This is a genomic window from Kibdelosporangium aridum (assembly GCF_900176515.1).
Classification (GTDB): Bacteria; Actinomycetota; Actinomycetes; order Mycobacteriales; family Pseudonocardiaceae; genus Kibdelosporangium; species Kibdelosporangium aridum.
Genome location: NZ_FWXV01000011.1, coordinates 106312 through 126320, shown reverse-complemented (window position 1 = coordinate 126320; position 20009 = coordinate 106312). Strand labels below are relative to the sequence as shown.

Sequence of the window (20009 nt, the reverse complement as noted above, 5' to 3'; positions counted from 1 at the left end):
CAACCATCCTTCCTTTCAGACACGTTTGTGGTAGGCGCGCATGGCCAAGGGAAAGAACACCAACGCGATCGCGGCCAGCCACACCGCACCGCCGACCAAGCTGACCGGCTGGCCGTTCAACAGGCCGCGCATGACGTCGGTGAGCAGGCTGACCGGATTGATCTCCGACCACGACCGCAGCCAGCCCGGCATGGTGTGACTGGGGACGAACACGTTGCTGGCGAAGATGAACGGCATGAAGACGGCGACCGCGACACCCTGGACCGAGTCGGCCCGTCGGGCCACCATCCCGATGTACACGGTGATCCAGCAGAACGACAGCCCAGTGACGACGAGTACGCCTGCCGCGGCGAGTACCTCGATCGGTCCACTGTGGATCCGGTATCCCATGGCCGTCCCGACGCCGAGCAGGACGACGAACGCGATCAGATACCGCACGACGTCGGCCAGTACGGCACCGACCAGCGGCGCGAAGCGGGGAATCGGCATGCTCCGGAACCGGTCGAACACCCCAGTGGCCAGGTCGGCGTTGAGTCCCGCCCCAGCCGCCATACTCGCCAGCAGCACAGTCGGCACCAGAAGTCCCGGCACGAGGTTGGCCAGATAGGCGGCCTGGTTTCCGGCGATCGCGCCACCGAACAAGTAACCGAACATCACCAGGAACAGCGTTGGCTGGACGGTGACATCGACCAGGTACTCGGGATTTCGGCGGATCTTGCGAACACCGCGCCCGCAGAGCACGAAGGAGCCGTTCATACCGAGGTTCCGGTCAGTGTCAGGAACACCTCGTCCAGGCTGGGCAGCCGCAGTGCCACCTCGGCCGCGGTGACACCGGCTCGATCGAGCTCCCGGATCACAGCGGTGAGTACGGCCGGATCAGACACCGGTGCGGTGAGTAGTCCCGTGTCAGAGTCCTGGAGCGGCGTGCTGCGGGTGATCCGCCGGACGATCTGCGCTGCGGTGTCCGTGTCCGCCAGTGATGTTGTCCGGACTTGCAAGGTGTGCCCGCCTGTCCGGCGTTTCAGCTCGTCCGCGGTGCCCTCGGCCACGACGCTGCCGCCGTCGAGCACCGTGATCCGGTCGGCCAGTTGATCGGCCTCCTCCAGGTACTGAGTGGTCAGCAGCACGGTCACGCCGTCCGCGACGAGGTGCCTGACTTCGGCCCAGAGTTCCCTGCGCGCGTGGGGATCCAGCCCGGTGGTGGGCTCATCCAGGTACAGCACACGCGGCCGGCCCACCAGACTTGCCGCGAGATCCAGCCGCCGCCGCATGCCGCCCGAGTACGTTGTGGACGGCCGGTTCGCGGAGTCGGTCAACCCGAAGCGTTTCAGCAGCTCGACGGCTCGGGCCTTGGCCGCGGCCCGGCTCAGCCCGAGCAACCGGCCGACCAGCACCAGGTTTTCCACGCCGGAGAGGTCGGCGTCGACCGAGGCGTACTGGCCGGTGAGGCCGATCACGCGGCGCACCGCGGCCGGATCGCGCACGACATCGTGCCCGCCGACCACGGCGCAACCTCCGTCTGGCCGCAGCAATGTGGCCAGTATCCGGACCGCGGTGGTTTTACCAGCGCCGTTCGGCCCCAATACCGCGGCTACGCTGCCTGCGGGTACCGAGAGGTCGAAACTGCGCAGTGCCACCGTTTTACCGAAGTTTTTGACCACATTCTCGGCCAGTATCATCCGCGCTCCTTCCGCTATAACCCATCCTTCTGGGAAACGGCGGTCGCGGACAATCCGAGAACCGACCCGCTCGGTCCGTCAGCGACGCAACGTATCCGACGGTTTCTCGCCGAACCGCTGCTGATATGTGGCTGCGAAGTGCCCGGTGTGCAGGAAACCCCATTCCGCGGCGAGCCCGGTGACGGTCACCGCGTCGGCTTGTGCCGCGAGAAGCTCGTCACGAATTCGGCGGAGCCGCACCTCACGCAAATACTCCATCGGGCGCATGTTCAGGTGCTTGCGAAAGCCGCGCTGCAGTGCGCGTTCGGTCACATCTGCTTCCTTTGCCAAGCTGGCTGTGGTGTGCCGCCATTTGGGGTGTCCTTCGATCCACTCGAGCGCGATGCTCACCGCCCGCGACGGCGCGATCTGCGCCTCGCCGCGGATCATCGGCGTGTAGTTGCTGTTGTGCGCCACGAGAAGCGCGCTCATCAGCGTCCGCTCGAACGGGCGCGCGACGAGTGGCTGTTCGACCATGGTGTCCGGACGGTCCAATGCGGACACCAGCAGATCCAGCCCGCGCCGCCAGGTCAGGCCGTATCCCGAGTCCAGAGCCATGCTCGGGGTGAAGCGCAACGGTTTGCCGAGCGGCTTTTCCAGCAACCCGGTGAGCTGTGCTTCCAGTGCCGCCCTTTCGAGCCGCACGATGAGCAGCGTGCAGTCCGAGGGCCAGTACACGGTCACCGGGTCGGTGGGCGAGAGCACCGCGGCCACTTCACCGCCCAAGCGGACTCGTTCACCGCTCACCGTGACGTCGGCGGTGCCGGACAACGGGATCAGTACGGCGAAAAACGTTTGCAGCGGCCCGAAGTCGACACAGACGTCGGTGCCGTGACTGATCAGGCTCAGCGACAAGTCGCGCAGCCGCACGGATCTGACACTGGCGTCGAGATCACCGGTTCCGGCCACCGTGAGGCGATGTGGCCGCAGAACGCGGCTGGTGACTTCCCGTACTTCGGCCGCGTTGCGGGAACGGATCAGTTCGTGGCGCGCGAGAGGCAGCGATGCCGGGAGATCTTCTCCGCTCAACAATGTCCAACCTCCGATTGTTCGCATTCTTCGGAAGTCGCCCATCGCGGCTCGCACGACCGGGTGCGATGGCGCACGGCGACAGCTGAACCCGGCGCGGGAAATGGCGGCCGACAGTGGCCGCCGAGTCATCTTAGGGCATTCGCAGGGTTGCCTGGCATCGGTCAAACGAACGAATTCATGTCACACCAATGTCGCTGGTACAGGCCGGACAGCGCTTCATGCAATCGCGAAACCGCGCGATTTCATCCCGGAAGCGACGGGCATATCAGCTTCAATGCGGCTTGGCTCAACGACGCAGGGCCTCATCGACGCTGTGGAACAGCGCGAGCACGCTGTCCAGGCCGGTGATCTCGATGGGCCTGATCACTGGCCGGTTGGAGTCCACGACGATCCGCAGGGGCTCCTGACGGGCATTGGCCTGCAGGGTCGCGTTCACCAGAGCGGTGAGACCCGGCGAGCTGAGGAAGGTGACAGCGGTCAAGTCGAGTATGCGGAGCCGATCAGCGGCCTGACCGAGCGCACTGGTCACGGCCGCGCTGAGCACGGGTGCGGTGTCCATGTCGACCTCGCCGGTTGCCACGACAAGCGTGGCGCCGTCCACGACGCGCTGGGTGATGTCCAGTTTCGCTGGTCGTGGTTCGCGGCCGGGCTGGTCGTCGGTCATGGTCGGGCAGATTAGTCGCCCTCGGCCGCGGTGGAACCAGGTGACGCACGGACGGCGCCAAGGTGCCGGGTGTTGCGAGCGTTACCTGGGCCGTCGAGGACGAGCTCGGCCCAGACCGTCTTGTAGCCGGCGTGGTACTGCACGCCCCACGAAGCCGCGAGCCGGTCGATCAGGATCAGGCCACGTCCGCCGTTGAGGTCGGGTGTCCGCTTCCTTGGCGGGGCGTATGAGGCGTCGTCCACCTCGACGAGCAGGCGCCTGCCATTGTCGATGAGGCCCAGACGGCACTGCCGGGGTGACAGGCCGTGACGGCGTGCGTTGCTGACCAGCTCGTCGGTGACCAGGAGGGCGTCCTGGACCGCCATGTCATCACGGCCTCGTACCAGGTCACGTAACAATTGCCGGACTTCGGCGAAGGTCGCCCTGTCCACGTCGCATATGACCATGTTCGAATCAGGTCTGTTACATGCCTTGCTCCGCGGCTCGACCGACATCGCCGCATCACCTCAAGCCTCGCAGTATCGCTGTCCTTGCACGGGGAGTGTTACCCGTTGTTCAAGATCGCGAACCGCCTCGCCCGTGGGTTGTGACGTACCACAAGACGCTCAGCCGGAACATCAGGACCGTTCTGCCTCGGTGAAAGCTGGCTGATCGTTGGGTAGGACTCACACGCGACTACGCCGCGGTTATCAACGGGCTCACGGACAGCAGCCGGAAGGAGGGATTGGTCAGCTCCCGGCTTCGGTTTCGGCTGCCTGGAGCCGCCGCCACTTGGCCATCGACTGGTTGATCTCCTCGCGTAGGAACACGAAGAACCGGCGGGTCTCGTCCAGCCGCCGCCCGGCGGGGGAGTCGAGACCCATAAGCGCGACGCCCTCGTCGGCGCCGGTCTGCACCTGGACCAGCACGGGGTCGGACTGGCTGATGAAGTGGCTCCAGGTGTGCTCGTGGATCCGGCAGAAGTCGTGCCGGCTGCGGGGTTCGCGGCCGCGTTCGACCAGCCGTACCTGCACCAGGTATTTGACCGCTCCCGAGATCGCCGACGCGCCGGCGTCCAGTTGCTCGGCGAGTTCGGCGGCCGACAGCTCGCCGGAGTCGGTGACCATCAGCGCGGCGAACACACGCGAGGCCATCCGGGGCATGCCGGATTCGACCATGATCTGTGCGAACCGTTCCCGGAAGCCGGCGATGGCGCTCTCGTCCGCTCGCGTCACCGAAGCTCCCCTCCTCGTCGTGGCCCCGACAGTTTAAGTCCTTTCCAGATTTCACGAAATTCGCGAAATAAGAGTAGCGTCGCTGGCGTGAACGACACCGGACTCGTCGGAGTGCAGAAGACCCTCAGCCCCGTCCTCAGGGCCAAAGCACTGGACAACCGGCTGCCGGACCCGATCCTCGGTGACAAGTACGCCGAGCAGGCGATGCGCCGACTCGACCCCGACTACGACAACCGCAGATTCGGCACCAGCCAGATGGGCCTCGCCGCCGTGGTGCGCGCCAAGGCCCACGACGACTGGGCCCGAAGCTTCCTCGCCGATCACCCCGACGCGGTGGTGCTGCACCTGGGCTGCGGCCTTGACGCCCGGGGGTACCGGATCGACCCGCCCGCCACCGTCGACTGGCACGACCTGGACTACCCCAACATCATCGAGCTGCGGCAACAATTCCTGCCACCACGCGAGCACTACACCCTGATCGGCTCCAGCGTCACCGACCTGACCTGGCTGGACCGTATCCCGCGCGGCCGGCCGGCGCTGATGATCGCCGAGGGACTGGTGCCCTACCTGACCGAGACCGACGTCCGGCGGCTGCTGACCAGCGTCGTCGACGCCTTCCCCACCGGCCAAATACAGTTCGACACGGTGGCGGTCTGGGCGTGGCGCACCTCGAAATGGAACCCCACGCTGCGCAAGTACGGCACCCAGTTCCACTGCGGCTTCAACGATCCGGCCGCGCTGGCCGAATGGCACCCGCGGCTCGAATACCGTGACGAGGCGCCGATGAACGACTCACCGGTGCTGATGGCCAAGGCGCCCGCGAACGTACGCCGCATGTACCGTCTCATGAACCTGCTGCCGGGCATGAAACGGTCCACCCGCATTGTGCGGTTCCGGTTCTAACGCGCTGAGGTGGACGCCCGCCGGTGGGCGTCAATGCCTGTCAACTGGGTGGCAGAACCACAGTGACCTTGTCGAGGTTCGGGCCGCCGTTGTCGGACGTCGCGATCACCTTGATGCTGTTGTTGGAGCCGGTCAGCAGGCTTATGTGGACAGTCAATGTCCGCCAGTCCGACCAGCCGTTGGTCACTGGGAAGGCAACCGACGCGACCAGGATCCCGTTCACTGTGATGGCCGTCGGCCGGGGTGCGTTACTGCCGTTGGCGAACCGGAACACCGCGTCGGTACGTCCGGTCGCCGTCGCGGTCACGATCCATTCCACCGACCCTCCGCGTTCGTTGACGTAGTCCACGAACCCGGAGCCGGTGAACCCGGAGTGGTTCGACTGGACACTTCCTTTGTGGATCCTGGCCTGCTCGGCCTGGAAATCCACAGGCACAGGCTGGGCGGGCGCCGGCCGCGCCGGGGGCGCGAGTGGTTCGCGAGGCGCCGACGTGGTTGGCGGTGTCCGTGGTGGCGGGGGTGGTGGTGCGTCGCTCGTCGTGCCGACCGGGGGCGCGGGCAGGATCACAGACACACTGGTCGGCGGCGGGTTGCGGATGCCCGGGTCGATGTCGGCATCCTGCGCCTGCGGCACAGTGATCTTCGCGCTGAGTGGCTCGTCGGGCTGACTGACCAACAGCGTTGTGACCAGGACCGCGACCGCGCACGTACTGCCGCCGATCATGGCCCGCTTGAGTCTGCGATCCACTTGTTGTCCTCCCCAGGACTCCCTGCTTGGGGAGTAGTAGCACGGCTCAGCAGGCGGGTGCCGGGTTCATGCGCGCAGAGCATCGCGGCCAGCTCCCCGGAACCGGTTCCAGGCTGTCTGATGTGGACGGCGATACCTATCCGAAAGCCAAACCGATGCGCTGGGCTGCGGCGATCCAGTCGTGCCGATTTCCTTGCGGCTCATAGCGGGCGAAGGGCGGGCTGGGATCGGCGTGGACTCCGGCGGCGTTCGCTTGGACGATGATGTTGCCCATGGCGCTCGCCTCGACCGGGCCTGCCAGCACGGGCAGTCCGCACGCGTCGGCGGTGAGTTGGCACAACAGTTCGTTGCGAGCGCCACCGCCGACCAGGTGGACGACTGCCACGTCCTGGTTGGCCAGTCGTGCGGCGGCCTGCAGGGTCGTCGCGTGCGCCAGGGCAAGGGATTCCAGAATGGTACGGACGATCCCCGGTGGACTGCCGGGCGGTGTCTGGCCCGTCCGGCGGCATTGCGAGGCGATGCGGGCCGGAATGTCGCCTGGCGTAAGGAAGACTTCGTCGTTCGGATCGATCACGGCGGCGAACGCGGGTTGCCGGGCGGCCTCCGCCAGCAACGGCGCCAGCTCGGCGTTCCAGACTCGGAGTGATTCGCTCAGCAGCCACAAACCCATGGTGTTGCGCAGGAACCGGGTTGTTCCGTCGATACCGGCCTCGTTGGTGAAGTTGGCCTCCCGCGCGGCTTCAGTGAGCATGGGGGAGGAGAGGCGCAGTCCAACCAGAGACCAGGTTCCGCAGGAGATGTATCCGAAGTCGTCGCGTGTGGCGGGGACCGCGGCAACCGCTGACGCTGTGTCGTGTGACGCCACCGCCACGACCGGAATCGACTCGAACAGTCCGATGTGTTCACCCGGCTGGCGCAACGGCGGCAGCAGAGACGGCGGAATTCCGCTGGCGTCAAGCACTTCCTGCGACCACTGCCGGGTTTTCGCGTCGAGCAGGCCGGTTGTGGACGCGTTGGTGACTTCCGCGCCCAGCTCGCCGGTCAGCAGGTAGCCGAGCAGGTCGGGCACCAGCAGCATGGTGTGGCCGTCGAGCCGCTCAGGTGGTTCGGCCAGCAACTGGTAGACCGTGTTGAACGGCAGGTACTGCAAACCGTTGACGCCGTACAGGGTTTGATCATCGATCCGGGACCGCAGCACATCGGCTTTGCCCTCGGTACGGGGATCGCGGTAGCAGCGGACGTCGCCGTCCAGCCGGCCCGAAGCGTCGATGAGGCCGTAGTCGACGGCCCACGAGTCCAGCCCGATGGACACCGGATCCGCCGCTGCCGCGGTGCGGATGCCTGTGATGGTCTCGGACAGCATCGTCGAGATGTCCCATCGCAGGCCGCCGTCGGGTCTGGTGCGTGGGCCGGTGTCGAACCGGCGGACTTCCACCAGCTCGATCGGCCCGCCGTCGGCGCGGCCCAGCATCACGCGGCCACTGCTCGCCCCGAGATCGACGGCGACGAACGCAGGCATCAGCCGACCTCGGTCAACGGCATGTCCAGCAAGCTGGCCACGGCACGCAGATCCGCGATCCGGTGGCCCGTTCCCAGTGCCCAGTGGTGCCCGACGCCGCTGGCCGACCACTCGTCGGTCCACTCGCCGGGATCACGGCCGAAGTCCACCCGGCTTGTGGTGTTGCCGATCTTCATGTGCGGCCCGTCCACGACGTCGCCTTGCGCGGCGATCAGCTTGTACCGGCCGTCGCGGGTCTGCCCGACGCCGAGCAGCGTGACCGGTCCGTGCGCGACGTCGAACTCGACCGACACGCCCCAACCGCGCTTGCCGTGGAACACACCAAGCCCGCGGAGCAACGGTTTGCCCGCGCTGATGGCCAGGTGTCCTGGGCCGTCGTGGCCCATCTCGACGTGGCCACGGGTGAAGTCCAGCGCCTGGAACTCGGTGAACGAACCGCCCGCGCCCAGGACGTCCATGATCAGCATGGCCAGGCTGGTGCGCAGCTCGAACTCACCGGCCGCGGGGACGCCACGCGCGGTCAGCAGGCTGGCGCCCAGGATCATCCCGGCCGCCAGGCGTTCGTGCTGCTCGCCGTCCAGTCCTCGGTGGTAGTACGCCAAGCTGTCCAGGCCGAAGTCGGTGACCAGCCGGTCAAGCCCGACCGCGACCTTCGCGCCCCAGGCGAAGTCCTCGGCGTTCACCGATTCGGTCACCTCGAAGATCTCCGATGCCTCGGCCGTCTTGGCGGCGACCTCGGCGTCGGTGACCTTGTCCACTCGTACCCGCAGGTCGTCGTACTCGAGGACTTCGACGTGGCCGCCGAACTGCGCGTTGACCATCGTGAGATCCGTTGAGACGTCGTACATCCCCGGATACAGGTGGCCCATCAGGCCGTGCCGCCCATGGCGCAGAACCTTGCGGACACTCGCGGCCCTGATCCAGTTGCCGATCTTGGCCCACGCCCGTTCGTCGCGCAGGAAGCCCGACACACTGCGGAACTCGATGCCCGCGCGGGTGAACGCGTTGGCCATCTCCGGCAGCGGGCATGCGCCGCAGTACGCCAGCCACTGTCCAGTGTCGACAGTCGCGTGATCCATCGATTCGGTCGGCTGCAGGTTGATCAGCAACACCGGCGCAGCGGACCGCTGCGCGATCGGCATGAGCATGGTCGCGGTCATGTACGTGGTGAGGAACCCGACGATCAGGTCACAGCCCGCCGCACGGAGCTTTTCCGCAGCCACCGCGCCTTCCTGGGCGTCGGAGATGAACCCCACGTCCACGATCTCCGCGTCGTAGCCGGAGATCCGTTCGCTGACGTACGCCGCCGACTGCCGCAAGGTCGGCAGCAGATCGGGGAATTGCGGCCAGTAGGCGCCGAGCCCACCGGCCACCAGGCCGATCGTGGGTGTGCGGTCCATGGTTCCTCCTCAGCGCAGAAAGGCGGCGGCGACTCCGGCGTCGACCGGGACCAACAGGCCCGTGGTGTGCGACAGCTCGTTCGTGGTCAGCACGAACACGGCATTGGCGACGTGCTCCGGCAGCACTTCCCGTTTCAACAGCGTCCGCTGGGCGTAGAACTCGCCGAGTTTCTCCTCAGGCACGCCGTACACCGCGGCTCGCTGCGCGCCCCAGCCGGACGCGAAGATCCCCGAACCACGGACCACACCGTCCGGGTTGACACCGTTGACGCGGATACCGTGCTCGCCCAGTTCGGCCGCGAGCAGCCGGACCTGGTGCGCCTGGTCGGCTTTGGCGGCGCTGTACGCGATGTTGTTCGGCCCGGCGAACACCGCGTTCTTGCTGGCGATGTACACGATGTCGCCGCCCATCCGCTGCGCGACCATCACCTTGGCCGCCTCACGCGACACCAGGAACGAGCCACGGGCCATCACGTCGTGCTGCCGGTCCCAATCCTCGAGACTGGTGTCCACCAACGGTTTCGACACCGACAGCCCGGCGTTGTTCACCACCAGGTCAAGCCCGCCGTATGCCAGGCACGCGGCCCGCACAGCCTCAGCGACCGCTTCCTCGTCGGTGACGTTCACCGAGACGGAAACCCCACCGATCTCCTCGGCCACTGTGGACGCTGACTCGGCGTTGACGTCCGCGACCACGACCGAAGCGCCCTCGGCGGCCAGCCGTTGTGCGATCGCCTTGCCGATGCCCGACCCGCCGCCGGTGACCAGGGCGATCCGCGTGGCGAGCGGTTTGGGCTTGGGCATCCGGCGCAGTTTGGCCTCTTCCAGCTCCCAGTACTCGATCCGGAACTTCTCCGACTCGGGGATGGGGGAGTAGCGGGAGACGGACTCGGCGCCGCGCATCACGTTGATGGCGTTGACGTAGAACTCGCCTGCCACTCGTGCGGTCTGCGGATCGCGGCCGAAGCTGAACATGCCGACGCCCGGGACGAGCACGATCGCCGGATCCGCACCGCGCATCGGCGGTGAGTCAGGTGTCGCATGCCGTTCGTAGTAGGCCGCGTAGTCCTTGCGGTACGCGGCATGCAGGTCGGCCAGCCGGGCGATGACGTCCTCGATCGGAGCCGTACCAGGAAGATCGACCACCAGCGGCGCGACTTTGGTGCGCAGGAAGTGGTCCGGGCACGACGTGCCGAGCGCGGCGAGCCGAGGGTGCTCGGCGTGCGCCAGGAAGTCCAGCACCTGGGGGCTGTCGGTGAAATGCCCGACCTGGCGCACGTCGGTGGACACGAGCCCGCGCAGCACCGGGAACAGCCGCGCGGCCCTGGCTTTCCGTTCGTCCGGGGAAAGGGCGCCGTAGCCGGGAAGCTCGGCACCGAACGGATCGGCTTTGCCGTGCTCGGCCAGGTACCGCTCGGCGGTCCGGATGATCTCCAGCGAGTTCGCCTGGCACTGCTCGCTGGTCTCGCCCCACGCCGTGATGCCGTGGCCGCCGAGGATCACGCCGATCATGTCCGGGTTGGCCCGCTTGATCTCGGCGATGTCGAGTCCGAGCTGGAAACCTGGGCGCCGCCACGGCACCCAGCCGACCCGGCCGCCGAAGATCTTGCCCGTCAGCTCTTCGCCATCGACAGCCGTCGCCAGCGCGATGCCCGAGTCCGGATGCAGATGGTCGACGTGGGTGGCGTCGAGCAGGCCGTGCATGGCCGTGTCGATGCTCGGTGCCGCGCCGCCCTTGCCGTGCAGGCAGTAGTCGAACGCGGCGACCATCTCGTCTTCCCGCTCCTCGCCGGGGTAGACGTCCACCAGCGACCGCAGCCGGTCCAGTCGCAACACCGCCAGCCCGGCCTCGGTGAGGGTGCCGAGGTCGCCGCCGGACCCCTTGACCCACATCAGCTCGACGTCCTTGCCGCTCACCGGGTCGGGTGCGAGCCCTTTCGCCGACGCGTTGCCGCCCGCGTAGTTGGTGTTGCGCCGGTCCGCCCCGAGCTCGTGGGCCCGGTTGAGCAGGTCGGTTACCGGTGTGGTCACAACAACTCCTTATCCAAGACGGAAATCGGCGACCCGGATCGGCGACGGTGTGGTTCCGGTGGATCGCTGTTGGTAGAACACGGACAGCACGCCGTCGCTCGCCACCCGGGAGGAGTCGACGGTCACCTCGCCGAAGACGTTCATGCTCGGCCGGTCGAACACGAGCGTCCAGTCGGTCCAGCCGCTGGCCTTCGACGCGGTGACGATCCGGCCGTATGGCATCACGAGGTAGGCGTTGTCGTTGCGGTCGAAGACGATCCGGGTGCGCCCGGTCGCGTTCGGCGGGATCGGGATCTCGCGTTTGGTCCACGACCCGTTGGCGTTGCGCACCAAGTGGAACGATCGGGCCCACCGGGTGCGGTCGGCGGCGTAGCTCGTGACGCACTGGGTGAACCGGCCTGGCACATAGCTGATGATCACGTGCGGAGTGCCTGCCGAATCGACCGCTTGGCTTTCCTGGTTCATCAGGCCGTGGTTCGGGTCGAGCGGATCGACCACCAGATCCTGCGACACCGCAACAGGTGTGATGACCGCGTTGCCGGTGTTGTTGCGCCAGGTACGGCCACGGTCGTCGCTGTAGACGTATCCGGTGTCGTGGTTGGTCAGGCCACCCGAGTTGCACAGCACGCCAGCGTTGCCTTCACGCCAGGTGAATGTGGCGTGCAGACGCCCGTTGCGGTCGTAGGTCAGGCCGTGCAGGTACATGTTGCGGGTCGTGCTCGTGACGCCGTTGGGCGCGGTCCACGAGCCGGTCGCCGACGACCACTTGCCCAGCTTGCGCCAGGAAGTCCCGTCGTACTCGGCGAGTTCGTTGGTGCCGTTGCCCGAGCCGCCGGTCCGGTAGCTCAGCTGCAGGCGTCGTTCGGGCGTGACCACGAACTGCGGGTACGTGATCGCGCCGAGGTCCACGCCGTCCAAAGTCCTTTGCACAGGGCCGAACCTCGCCGCGGACCACGTTGACGACCACACCAGGCCGGGCTCGGACTTGACGTAGAAAACCGGCGTGTTGTGCGTGTCCATGGCCACGTGCAAGCGCCCGTCGGTGGGGGAGATGCCCAACGAGATCACGTTGTGCGAGTCGTTGACGCTCAGCTTGTGCGGCAGTACGACCTTTTGCCAGCCGCCACTGGGCAGCTTGCGCCGCGCGACCACCACGCTGCGGTCGGCGGTGTACCAGGTCGCGTACTGGTAGCCCGCGTAGCTGAGGATCGCGTCCTGTTGGTAGGACTCGTTGTTCACCAGCCCGTCGTAGGAAACGAAGTACAGGGCCGAAGAATCGAGCTCGGTGTCCCGCAACAGCGACACAGTCGGCGAAGCAGCCGCAGCGGCTGGTGCGCTGACTAAGAGAAGACACGCGACAAGCAGGACTCGTAACCTCATGTCACGCTCCCCATCCCGCTGCGGCGCCGTCGGCGCGTTCGGCCCGGATCTTGTCGAAGTGCCCGGAACGACGGTAAGCCGCGATGGGATCAGGGTCGATGCCCATGTCCTCACGCAGTTCGGCGAGCATCGGCCGGACATCGGTGTTGAACGCGTCCATCAGCACCGCGTTGGCGCCCAGCACGTCACCCTCGCTTTGGGCTTGGCGCAAGGCGTTCGCGTCCACGAGCAGCGCCTTGGCGGTGGCCTCCTGGACGTTGAGCACCGACCGGATCAGTGCCGGGATCTTGGGCTCGATGTTGTGGCACTGGTCGAGCATGAACGCCACGCCCGAGGCCTTGTCCAGGCCACCACCGAGGACGATCTCGGCCATGATCCGGAACAGCTGGAACGGATCCGCGGCACCGACCATCAGGTCGTCGTCGGCGTAGAACCGTGAATTGAAATGGAACCCGCCGAGTTTGGCCCGGTACAGCAGGAACGCGACGATGAACTCGATGTTCGTACCGGGCGCGTGGTGCCCGGTGTCGACCAGCACCTTCGCCCGTTCGCCGAGATCGACGCAGTGCGCGTAGCTGGTGCCCCAGTCCGGCACGTCCATCGTGTAGAACGCGGGCTCGAAGAGCTTGTACTCCACCAACATCCGCTGTTCGCCGGTGAGCCGGTCGTACACCGCCCGCAGCGCCTCGCCCAGCCGCGCCTGCCGCTCGGCGATCGAGTCCTGCCCGGGATAGTTGGTGCCGTCGGCGAACCACAGCGACAGGTCCCGCGACCCCGTGGCGTCCATGATGTCCACGCACTCGAGCAGGTGATCCAATGCCTTGCGGCGCACCGCGGGGTCCGGGTTGCAGACGCTGCCGAGCCGGTAGTCGTCCTCCTGGAAGACGTTCGGGTTGATCGCGCCGATCCTGATGCCCTGGTTGCCGGCGTGCGCGGCGAGATCGGCGTAGTCGTCAACCTTGTCCCACGGGATGTGCAGCGCGACCGTGGGTGCCACGCCGGTGAACCGGTGCACGGTCGCCGCGTCGTCGATCTTCTCGTAGGCGTTGCGCGGAATGCCTTCCTGAGCGAAGACCTTGAACCTGGTGCCTGAGTTGCCGTAGGCCCACGACGGGGTCTCGATGTGCTGTGCGCGCAGTGCTGCCAGAACCGTCGAACGGTCAGGCATGCTGCCCTCCTTAGTCAAGGTGGAACACCTCTTCGACCGGAACGATCCCCTCGTCCGGCTGCCCGTCAAGGCCTTCGAAGAACGGCGCCATCTCGGCCTGCCACCGGCTGTTGACGTCGGTGGCGGCCATCCCGGCGAGCGCCGCGTCCAGGTCGTCGGTTTCGAAGTAGCCAACCAGCAGGCCGTCCGGACGCAGGAACAGCGAGTAGTTGCGCCATCCAGTTTCCCGCAGCGCGGCAAGCATGTCCGGCCAGACCGCGGCGTGCCGCCGCTTGTACTCGGCCAGCCGGTCAGGCTTGACCTTGAGCAGGAAACAGATCCGTCGCATCAGAAGTTGTACTTGTCGATGTTGCCCGCGTTGAACACGGTCGGCGGGCCGAGGATGATCTCGCCGTTCTTGCCGATCTTGCGCTCACCGAGCTTGCCCGCCTTGAGCGTTTCGCCTTCCTTGCCGCTGATCTGGCCGGAGGCGAGTGCGGACGCGGCGTAACCGGCAAGGTAGCCCAGCTCAGCCGGGTCCCACAGGGCGAACTCGGTGACCGTGCCGTCCTTGACGAACTGGCGCATCTGGTTCGGTGTGCCCAGGCCGGTGAGCTTGACCTTGCCCTTGTACGGCGAGGTCGACATGTACCGGGCGGCGGCGGAGATGCCCACGGTCGTCGGCGAGATGATCCCCTTCAGGTCCGGAATGGACTGCAGCAGCGCCTGCGCCTCCTGGAACGACTTCTGGTCGTCGTCGTCCCCGTAGGCGACCTTGACCAGTTCGATGCCCTTGTACTCCGGCTTGGTCAGCTCGTCCTTCATGAACTGGATCCAGGTGTTCTGGTTGGTGGCGTTGGGCGTCGCGGACAGGATCGCGATCTTTCCGGTGCCGCCGATCTGCTGCGAGATCAGCCGGACCTGCGATCGGCCGATCTCCTCGGAGTCGGCCTGGTTGACGAAGACCTGCCGGGCGTCCGGTGCCGCGTCGGAGTCGTACGTGACGACCGGGATGCCTTTGCTCATGGCGTCTTTCAGCGCAGGCGCCACCGCGTTCGGGTCGTTCGCGGCGATCACGATGGCGTCCTGCCGTTGCTGGATCAGCGTGTTGATGTAGGACACCTGTGAGGACGCCGACGCGTCGGACGGGCCGACCTCCTTGCCCTCGCCGCCGAGCTCCTTGACCGCGGCGATACCGCCGTTGTCGACGATCACCTCGTAGGGGTTGTCGATCTCCTTGGGCAGGAACGCGATCTTCAAGCCCGGCTTGATCGGGGCGTTCGGGTCCGCGGCACGGCTCGTGCCCGTGCTTGCGCCCCCGGCGCCCGGATCCGAGCCTTTGGTCGTGCTGCCGCAACCGGCGACGAGTGTGACGGCTAAGAACGCTGTGAGGACACGGTTGGTGCGGGACATGATTCCTCCTCGTCGAGGGTGGGTTCAGCAGTGGGGTGCTGGCGCTTGCGCCGGGCGAACAGCCGCGCCGACGCGGGCACGAGCACCGAGATGATCAGCAACAGCCCGGTGATCACGTTCTGGATCTCGTTGCTGACGTCCCCCAGGAACAGCACGTTGCGCAGGCCCGCCATCAGCAGCACGGCGGTGGCGACGCCGAAAACCGTGCCGCGGCCGCCGAAGATCGAGACACCGCCGAGCAACACGGCGGCGACCACAGCCAGTTCGAGGCCGTTGCCGTTGTCCGCGCGAGCGCTGTTGTAGCGCAATGTGAAGATCAGTGATGCCAATGCGGCAAGCCCACCGGACACCAGGTAGAGCGACATCTTGATCCGGTCGACCCGGATGCCGGAGAACCGGGCCGTCTGCTCGCCGAGACCGATCGCGTACAGCGCCCGGCCGACCGGCGTGTAGTGCACGACGACAGCGGCGATGATGCCGACCACGATCACGAGAATTGTCACGTACGGCAGGAACCCGAGCGAATCAGTCGCCAACGGCCGATAGGTGGACGGGAAACCGGTCACCGCGCCGTCGCCAAGCACGACGTAGGCCAGTCCCCGGTACAAGCCCAGTGTGCCGATGGTGACCGCGAGCGACGGTAGTCCAAATCGGACGATGAGCACGGCGTTGATCGAACCGAGCACCACACCCGCTCCCACTACGAGGGGCACAATCGTCTCGAAGGGCATGCCCGCGTTCCACAACGCGCCGGTCAACGCCGAACAGAACCCGAGCACAGACGCGACTGACAGGTCGATCTCGCCGGTCAGCACGATCGGCAGCAACGCGAACGCCAGCAGCGCGACTTCGCTGTAGTCCAGCAACAGGAAGCTGATGTTGTCCGCCTCGGCGAACCCGTCCGTGCTGATCGCGCCGTACGCCAGCACGAGCACGCACAGGGTGAGAAGTACGGTCTCCCAGCGGAGCAGTCGTTCACGCACGGGCCCGGTTCCTTTCCCGTTGTAGCCGTGCGGCTAGTCGCACCATCACGGTGCGGTCCAGCGAGATCGCCACCAGCAGCGCGGCACCGTCGACCGCGCGCTGCCAGAACGCCGGTACACCAAGGATCGGCAGTGCACTGGTGATCGTGGTGAGCAGCAAGGCGCCGAGCGCGGCGCCGATCACCGTGCCACTGCCGCCGAAGATCGCCACGCCACCGACCACGACCGCTGCCACCACAGCGAGTTCCTTGCCCGATCCGACCGCCGCGTTGATCGTGCCGAAGTACGCGGCATGCAGTACTCCCGCCAGCCCGACCAAGCCACCCGAGATCACGAACGTGGTGAACACCCGCCGCCCGGTCGGGATACCGGCGAGCCTCGCCGCGTCCGGGTTCGAACCGATCGCGTAGAGCTCACGGCCGGAAGAGAAGTTGCGTAGGGCGTATGCGATCACTGCGACGACAACGACTGCGATCAGGGTGAGGTTGGGGATGCCGAGGACGGAGCCGCTGCCGAACTCCAGGAAGCTCGGCGACATCTGATAGGCGTTGACCTGCTGCACGCCTGTCGCAGATGCCCAGGCATAGTCGAGGCCACGGAAGACGTACAGAGTTCCCAAGGTGACGACCAGCGCAGGAACTTTGGCGATCGCGACGAGGGCTCCGTTGATCGCCCCGCACAAGGCACCGAGCCCGATCCCGGCGAGTATCACCAGGATCATCGGCATGCCCTGGTTGCCAAGGAACATCTGACCGCTCATGTACGCGGTCAGGCCCATCACGGATCCGACGGAGAGGTCGATGTTGCGGGTGATGACCAGAAGGCATTGGCCTGCCGCGAGCAACGCGATGATCGAGGCGTTGAGGAAGAGATCGTGCACGCCTTGGCCGGACAGGAAGCTCGGGTTCGCCACGGTGGTGGCGGCGACAACCGCGACCAAGGCGATGACTATGCCGGTCTCACGGCTGCGAAGCAGGGAAGTCATGCCGCCCTCCCGGCTGCCATGGCGATGAACTGGCCTTCCGGCACCGTGACTATTCGGCTTTGGTGGTTGTGCGGCAGGATTTCCGCGCCGCACTTGTGGCTGCGGCGGTCGTGACGGTGTTGGCCTTCTGGTAGCGCGGCCATGCCGTTTTCGTAGCTGGGGAGCGGGCTTGTCGTGCCGGGCTTGTGGCTGCCGCGGTCACGGTGCCACTGGCCTTCCTGCATCCTGCGAGCCATGGCCGTCATGCCGCACTTCCCGTCGCCGCACGCATCACGGCCTCCTCGTTCGCCTCGGCCCGTGACAGCTCCGTGGCGATCCGGCCCTCGTGCATCACCAACACCCGATCGGCCATCCCCAGTACTTCCGGCAACTCCGACGAGATCATCAACACCGCCATCCCGGACGCGGCCAGGTCCGACAGCAACGCGTGCACTTCGACCTTGGCGCCGATGTCGATTCCCCGCGTCGGCTCGTCGACGATCAGCACCTTCGGCTTGGTGGCCAGCCACTTGCCGAGGACGACCTTCTGCTGGTTGCCGCCGGACAGGGTGCCTGCTTGGTCGGTGAGCCTGCCGAACCGCAGTCCCAGGCGCTGAGCCCAGGTACTGGCCAGCGAGCGTTCCCGCCCGGCGCGGACCAGGCCCCAGCTGGTGACTTTCCGCAGTTGCGACAGGCTGGCGTTGCGTTCGATGGACAGCTCGAGGATCAGCCCTTGTTCCCGGCGGTCCTCAGGGACCATGGCCACGCCTGCCGCGATTGCGGCACGCGGGTTGGTCTTGGGAAGTTCCTTGCCCGCCACGGTCACGGTTCCCGACTCACGGTCGTCGATGCCGAAGATCGCCCTGGCGACCTCGGAACGGCCGGAGCCGACCAGACCAGCCAGGCCGACGATCTCACCCTGGCGCACGGCAAACGAAACGTCCCGGAACACGCCCGGCTGCGTCAGGTTCTGGACGGTCAGGACCTCGTCGGCGATTTCAGTGTCCCGCTTGGGGAAAAGCTGTTCGACTGACCGGCCCACCATGCTGCGGACGAGGGTGTCGTGATCGATGTCGGTCATCAGCGCACTGGTGACCAGGGAACCGTCGCGCAACACGGTGACTCGTTGGCACAGCTCGTACATCTCTTCCAGCCGGTGCGAGATGAACAGCAGCGCCGCGCCGTTGTCGGCGAGCGTGCGCGCCACCCGGAACAGCCGCTCAGCCTCTACATTGGACAATGCCGCGGTCGGTTCGTCCATCACGATGATGCGGGCGTCGCTGGCCAGTGCCTTGGCGATCTCGATGATCTGCTGGTCCGCGATGGACAGGCCACGGGTCGGCAACGCCGGATCCAGTGGCACGCCGAGCGTCTCGAACAGTTCCGCGGTCCGCCGGTGCATCGCCTTGTGGTCGACCCGCCGCCCGCTGCGCCGGGGCTGACGGCCCATGAACACGTTCTCCGCCACGTTCAGGTCCGGAAACCTGGTCGGCTCCTGGTGGATCACCGCGACGCCACGGTGCTGGGCGTCGCGGGGACCACTGAACCGCACCGGTTCCCCATCCAGTCGCACCTCGCCCTTGTCTGGCTGGTGCTCACCGCCGATGATCCGGACCACTGTGGACTTCCCGGCCCCGTTCTCGCCGGCCAGGGCATGGATCTCGCCCGCGTGCAGCGTGAGCGACACGTCGCGCAGAGCCTGGACCGCGCCGAAGGCCTTGCTCACCCCGTGGAGCTCGAGCAACGGTGCCACGACGCCTCCTCGATGAAACGTTTCACGGCGGTCGCGCCCAAGCTAGGCCCTGATTTGTGTGCGGTCAAGACCCACTGGGGCGATCGATTTGATTGATACGATTCAGAGCATGGCCGTGAGCATCAAAGACGTCGCCGTGCGCGCGGGCGTGTCGGTCGGCACCGTGTCCAATGTGCTCAACCGGCCGGCCAAGGTCGCGCCCGCGACCAGGGAACTGGTCCTGGCCGCGATCGAGGAGCTGGGCTTCGTACGCAACTCCTCGGCCGCGCAGCTGCGCGCGGGGGCCAGCCGGTCGCTGGGCCTGGTCGTGCTCGACATGGCTAACCCGTTCTTCCAGGACGTGGCCAAGGGCGTGGAGGACGTCGCCACCGAGCTCGGCTACGCGGTGCTGCTGTGCAACTCCGACGAACAGGCGGCACGGGAGAACTGGTACCTGCAGGTGCTGGAGGAACAACGCGTGCGAGGTGTGCTCATCACCCCGGTCACGGCCGGATCGCAACGGCTGGACGTATTGCGCCACCGCGGTACGCCTGCCGTGCTCGTCGACCGGACCGCGTCACAGGCCGACTGCTGCTCGGTCGGCGTCGACGACATCGCCGGTGGCGAACTGGCCGGTGCCCATTTGAAGTCGCTCGGCCGCAAGCGGATCGCCTACATCACCGGGCCGTTGAGCCTGAGCCAGTGCGCGGACCGGCTGACCGGCCTGCGCCGCGCGGTCGGCGATGTCGAGGTCGTGGAGACCCCGGCGCTCAAAGCCGGTTTCGGGTACGCGGCCGCCCGCGAGCTGTTCGACAACGGCTCCGCGATCGACGCCGTGTTCTGCGCCAATGACCTGCTCGCCCTGGGCGTACTGCGCGCCGCGGTGAGCACCGGCCGCCGGGTGTCCGAGGACGTCGCCCTGATCGGCTACGACGACATCGAATTCGCCGCCGACGCCGCCGTGCCGCTGTCGTCGATCAGGCAACCCGCCATCCAAATCGGACGGATGGCCGCCCAGTTGTTGCTCCAGGAGTGCGACAGCCCGGATGACCACGCCCATCAGCAGGTCATGTTCAAGCCGGAGCTGGTGGTTCGCGAGTCGACTCGATGAGCCGCCATCCTTCTCGACATCATTTCGCTGCTGTTGTGTCGATCTGGGCG

General features: G+C 66.7%; 20 protein-coding genes. 2 read left to right on the top strand and 18 right to left on the bottom strand.

All coding sequences use genetic code 11. The features are described 5' to 3' along the window. Nucleotides 1-15 precede the first annotated feature (15 nt). The 6 genes from B9C43_RS43465 to B9C43_RS43440 all read right to left on the bottom strand — a co-directional run bounded on the left by B9C43_RS43465 (nt 16) and on the right by B9C43_RS43440 (nt 4628). Nucleotides 16-756 (bottom strand): ABC transporter permease, encoded by a 741-nt coding sequence (locus B9C43_RS43465; RefSeq protein ID WP_084433241.1) that lies wholly within the window; start codon nt 754-756, stop codon nt 16-18. Further along, nucleotides 753-1679 carry an ATP-binding cassette domain-containing protein gene (locus B9C43_RS43460; RefSeq protein WP_084433240.1) on the bottom strand — a complete coding sequence of 309 codons (927 nt, stop codon included), beginning with the start codon at nt 1677-1679 and terminating at the stop codon, nt 753-755. Before B9C43_RS43460 ends, B9C43_RS43465 begins: the two co-directional genes overlap by 4 nt. A 78-nt stretch (nt 1680-1757) precedes the next feature. After that, entirely contained in the window at nt 1758-2747 is a 990-nt protein-coding gene (locus tag B9C43_RS43455; RefSeq protein WP_160097118.1) for an AraC family transcriptional regulator, read from the bottom strand. 289 nt (nt 2748-3036) lie between these two features. Further along, nucleotides 3037-3414, bottom strand: a complete 378-nt coding sequence (locus tag B9C43_RS43450; RefSeq protein ID WP_084433238.1) for an STAS domain-containing protein — start codon at nt 3412-3414, stop codon at nt 3037-3039. Nucleotides 3415-3425: 11 nt separating this feature from the next. Continuing rightward, on the bottom strand, nt 3426-3845 hold the full coding sequence (locus B9C43_RS43445; protein ID WP_143447010.1) for an ATP-binding protein: 420 nt from the start codon (nt 3843-3845) through the stop codon (nt 3426-3428). A 297-nt stretch (nt 3846-4142) separates the two neighbouring features. Beyond that, nucleotides 4143-4628 carry a GbsR/MarR family transcriptional regulator gene (locus tag B9C43_RS43440; protein WP_084433236.1) on the bottom strand — a complete coding sequence of 162 codons (486 nt, stop codon included), beginning with the start codon at nt 4626-4628 and terminating at the stop codon, nt 4143-4145. Nucleotides 4629-4715: 87 nt separating this feature from the next. Between B9C43_RS43440 and B9C43_RS43435 the strand changes: the two genes are divergently transcribed. Further along, nucleotides 4716-5531, top strand: coding sequence for a class I SAM-dependent methyltransferase (locus tag B9C43_RS43435; RefSeq protein ID WP_084433235.1), 816 nt, complete (start codon nt 4716-4718; stop codon nt 5529-5531). 40 nt (nt 5532-5571) lie between these two features. Here B9C43_RS43435 and B9C43_RS43430 read toward each other — a convergent pair whose 3' ends face one another. The 12 genes from B9C43_RS43430 to B9C43_RS43380 form a co-directional block, all read right to left on the bottom strand. Next, a complete protein-coding gene (locus tag B9C43_RS43430) occupies nt 5572-6279 on the bottom strand; it encodes a carbohydrate-binding protein (RefSeq protein WP_084433234.1) in 708 nt (235 codons plus the stop codon). A 136-nt stretch (nt 6280-6415) separates the two neighbouring features. Beyond that, nucleotides 6416-7798 carry a rhamnulokinase gene (locus B9C43_RS43425; protein ID WP_084433233.1) on the bottom strand — a complete coding sequence of 461 codons (1383 nt, stop codon included), beginning with the start codon at nt 7796-7798 and terminating at the stop codon, nt 6416-6418. Further along, nucleotides 7798-9198 carry an L-fucose/L-arabinose isomerase family protein gene (locus tag B9C43_RS43420; protein ID WP_084433232.1) on the bottom strand — a complete coding sequence of 467 codons (1401 nt, stop codon included), beginning with the start codon at nt 9196-9198 and terminating at the stop codon, nt 7798-7800. Before B9C43_RS43420 ends, B9C43_RS43425 begins: the two co-directional genes overlap by 1 nt. Nucleotides 9199-9207: 9 nt before the next feature. Next, nucleotides 9208-11229 carry a bifunctional rhamnulose-1-phosphate aldolase/short-chain dehydrogenase gene (locus B9C43_RS43415; RefSeq protein WP_084433231.1) on the bottom strand — a complete coding sequence of 674 codons (2022 nt, stop codon included), beginning with the start codon at nt 11227-11229 and terminating at the stop codon, nt 9208-9210. A 9-nt stretch (nt 11230-11238) separates the two neighbouring features. Next, nucleotides 11239-12609, bottom strand: coding sequence for a BNR repeat-containing protein (locus B9C43_RS43410; RefSeq protein ID WP_084433230.1), 1371 nt, complete (start codon nt 12607-12609; stop codon nt 11239-11241). Nucleotide 12610: 1 nt separating this feature from the next. Continuing rightward, nucleotides 12611-13777 (bottom strand): L-rhamnose isomerase, encoded by a 1167-nt coding sequence (rhaI, locus tag B9C43_RS43405; protein ID WP_084433229.1) that lies wholly within the window; start codon nt 13775-13777, stop codon nt 12611-12613. A 10-nt stretch (nt 13778-13787) separates the two neighbouring features. After that, nucleotides 13788-14105 (bottom strand): L-rhamnose mutarotase, encoded by a 318-nt coding sequence (locus B9C43_RS43400; protein WP_084433228.1) that lies wholly within the window; start codon nt 14103-14105, stop codon nt 13788-13790. After that, nucleotides 14105-15169, bottom strand: coding sequence for a rhamnose ABC transporter substrate-binding protein (rhaS, locus tag B9C43_RS43395; protein ID WP_084433227.1), 1065 nt, complete (start codon nt 15167-15169; stop codon nt 14105-14107). Before rhaS ends, B9C43_RS43400 begins: the two co-directional genes overlap by 1 nt. After that, the gene (locus B9C43_RS43390) at nt 15133-16152 is read right to left on the bottom strand and encodes an ABC transporter permease (protein WP_084433226.1); all 1020 of its coding nucleotides are present in this window, start codon (nt 16150-16152) and stop codon (nt 15133-15135) included. The genes rhaS and B9C43_RS43390 overlap by 37 nt, the downstream gene beginning before the upstream one ends. Then, nucleotides 16145-17137: an ABC transporter permease gene (locus B9C43_RS43385; protein ID WP_033383963.1), complete on the bottom strand. Its 993-nt coding sequence runs from the start codon at nt 17135-17137 to the stop codon at nt 16145-16147. Before B9C43_RS43385 ends, B9C43_RS43390 begins: the two co-directional genes overlap by 8 nt. Continuing rightward, nucleotides 17134-17382: a hypothetical protein gene (locus tag B9C43_RS56110; protein WP_143447009.1), complete on the bottom strand. Its 249-nt coding sequence runs from the start codon at nt 17380-17382 to the stop codon at nt 17134-17136. Before B9C43_RS56110 ends, B9C43_RS43385 begins: the two co-directional genes overlap by 4 nt. Beyond that, nucleotides 17379-18869, bottom strand: a complete 1491-nt coding sequence (locus tag B9C43_RS43380) for a sugar ABC transporter ATP-binding protein (protein ID WP_084433224.1) — start codon at nt 18867-18869, stop codon at nt 17379-17381. The genes B9C43_RS56110 and B9C43_RS43380 overlap by 4 nt, the downstream gene beginning before the upstream one ends. Before the next feature lie 109 nt (nt 18870-18978). Between B9C43_RS43380 and B9C43_RS43375 the strand changes: the two genes are divergently transcribed. Continuing rightward, complete coding sequence (locus tag B9C43_RS43375) at nt 18979-19959, top strand: LacI family DNA-binding transcriptional regulator (RefSeq protein ID WP_084433223.1); 981 nt, start codon at nt 18979-18981, stop codon at nt 19957-19959. Nucleotides 19960-20009: the final 50 nt, after the last annotated feature.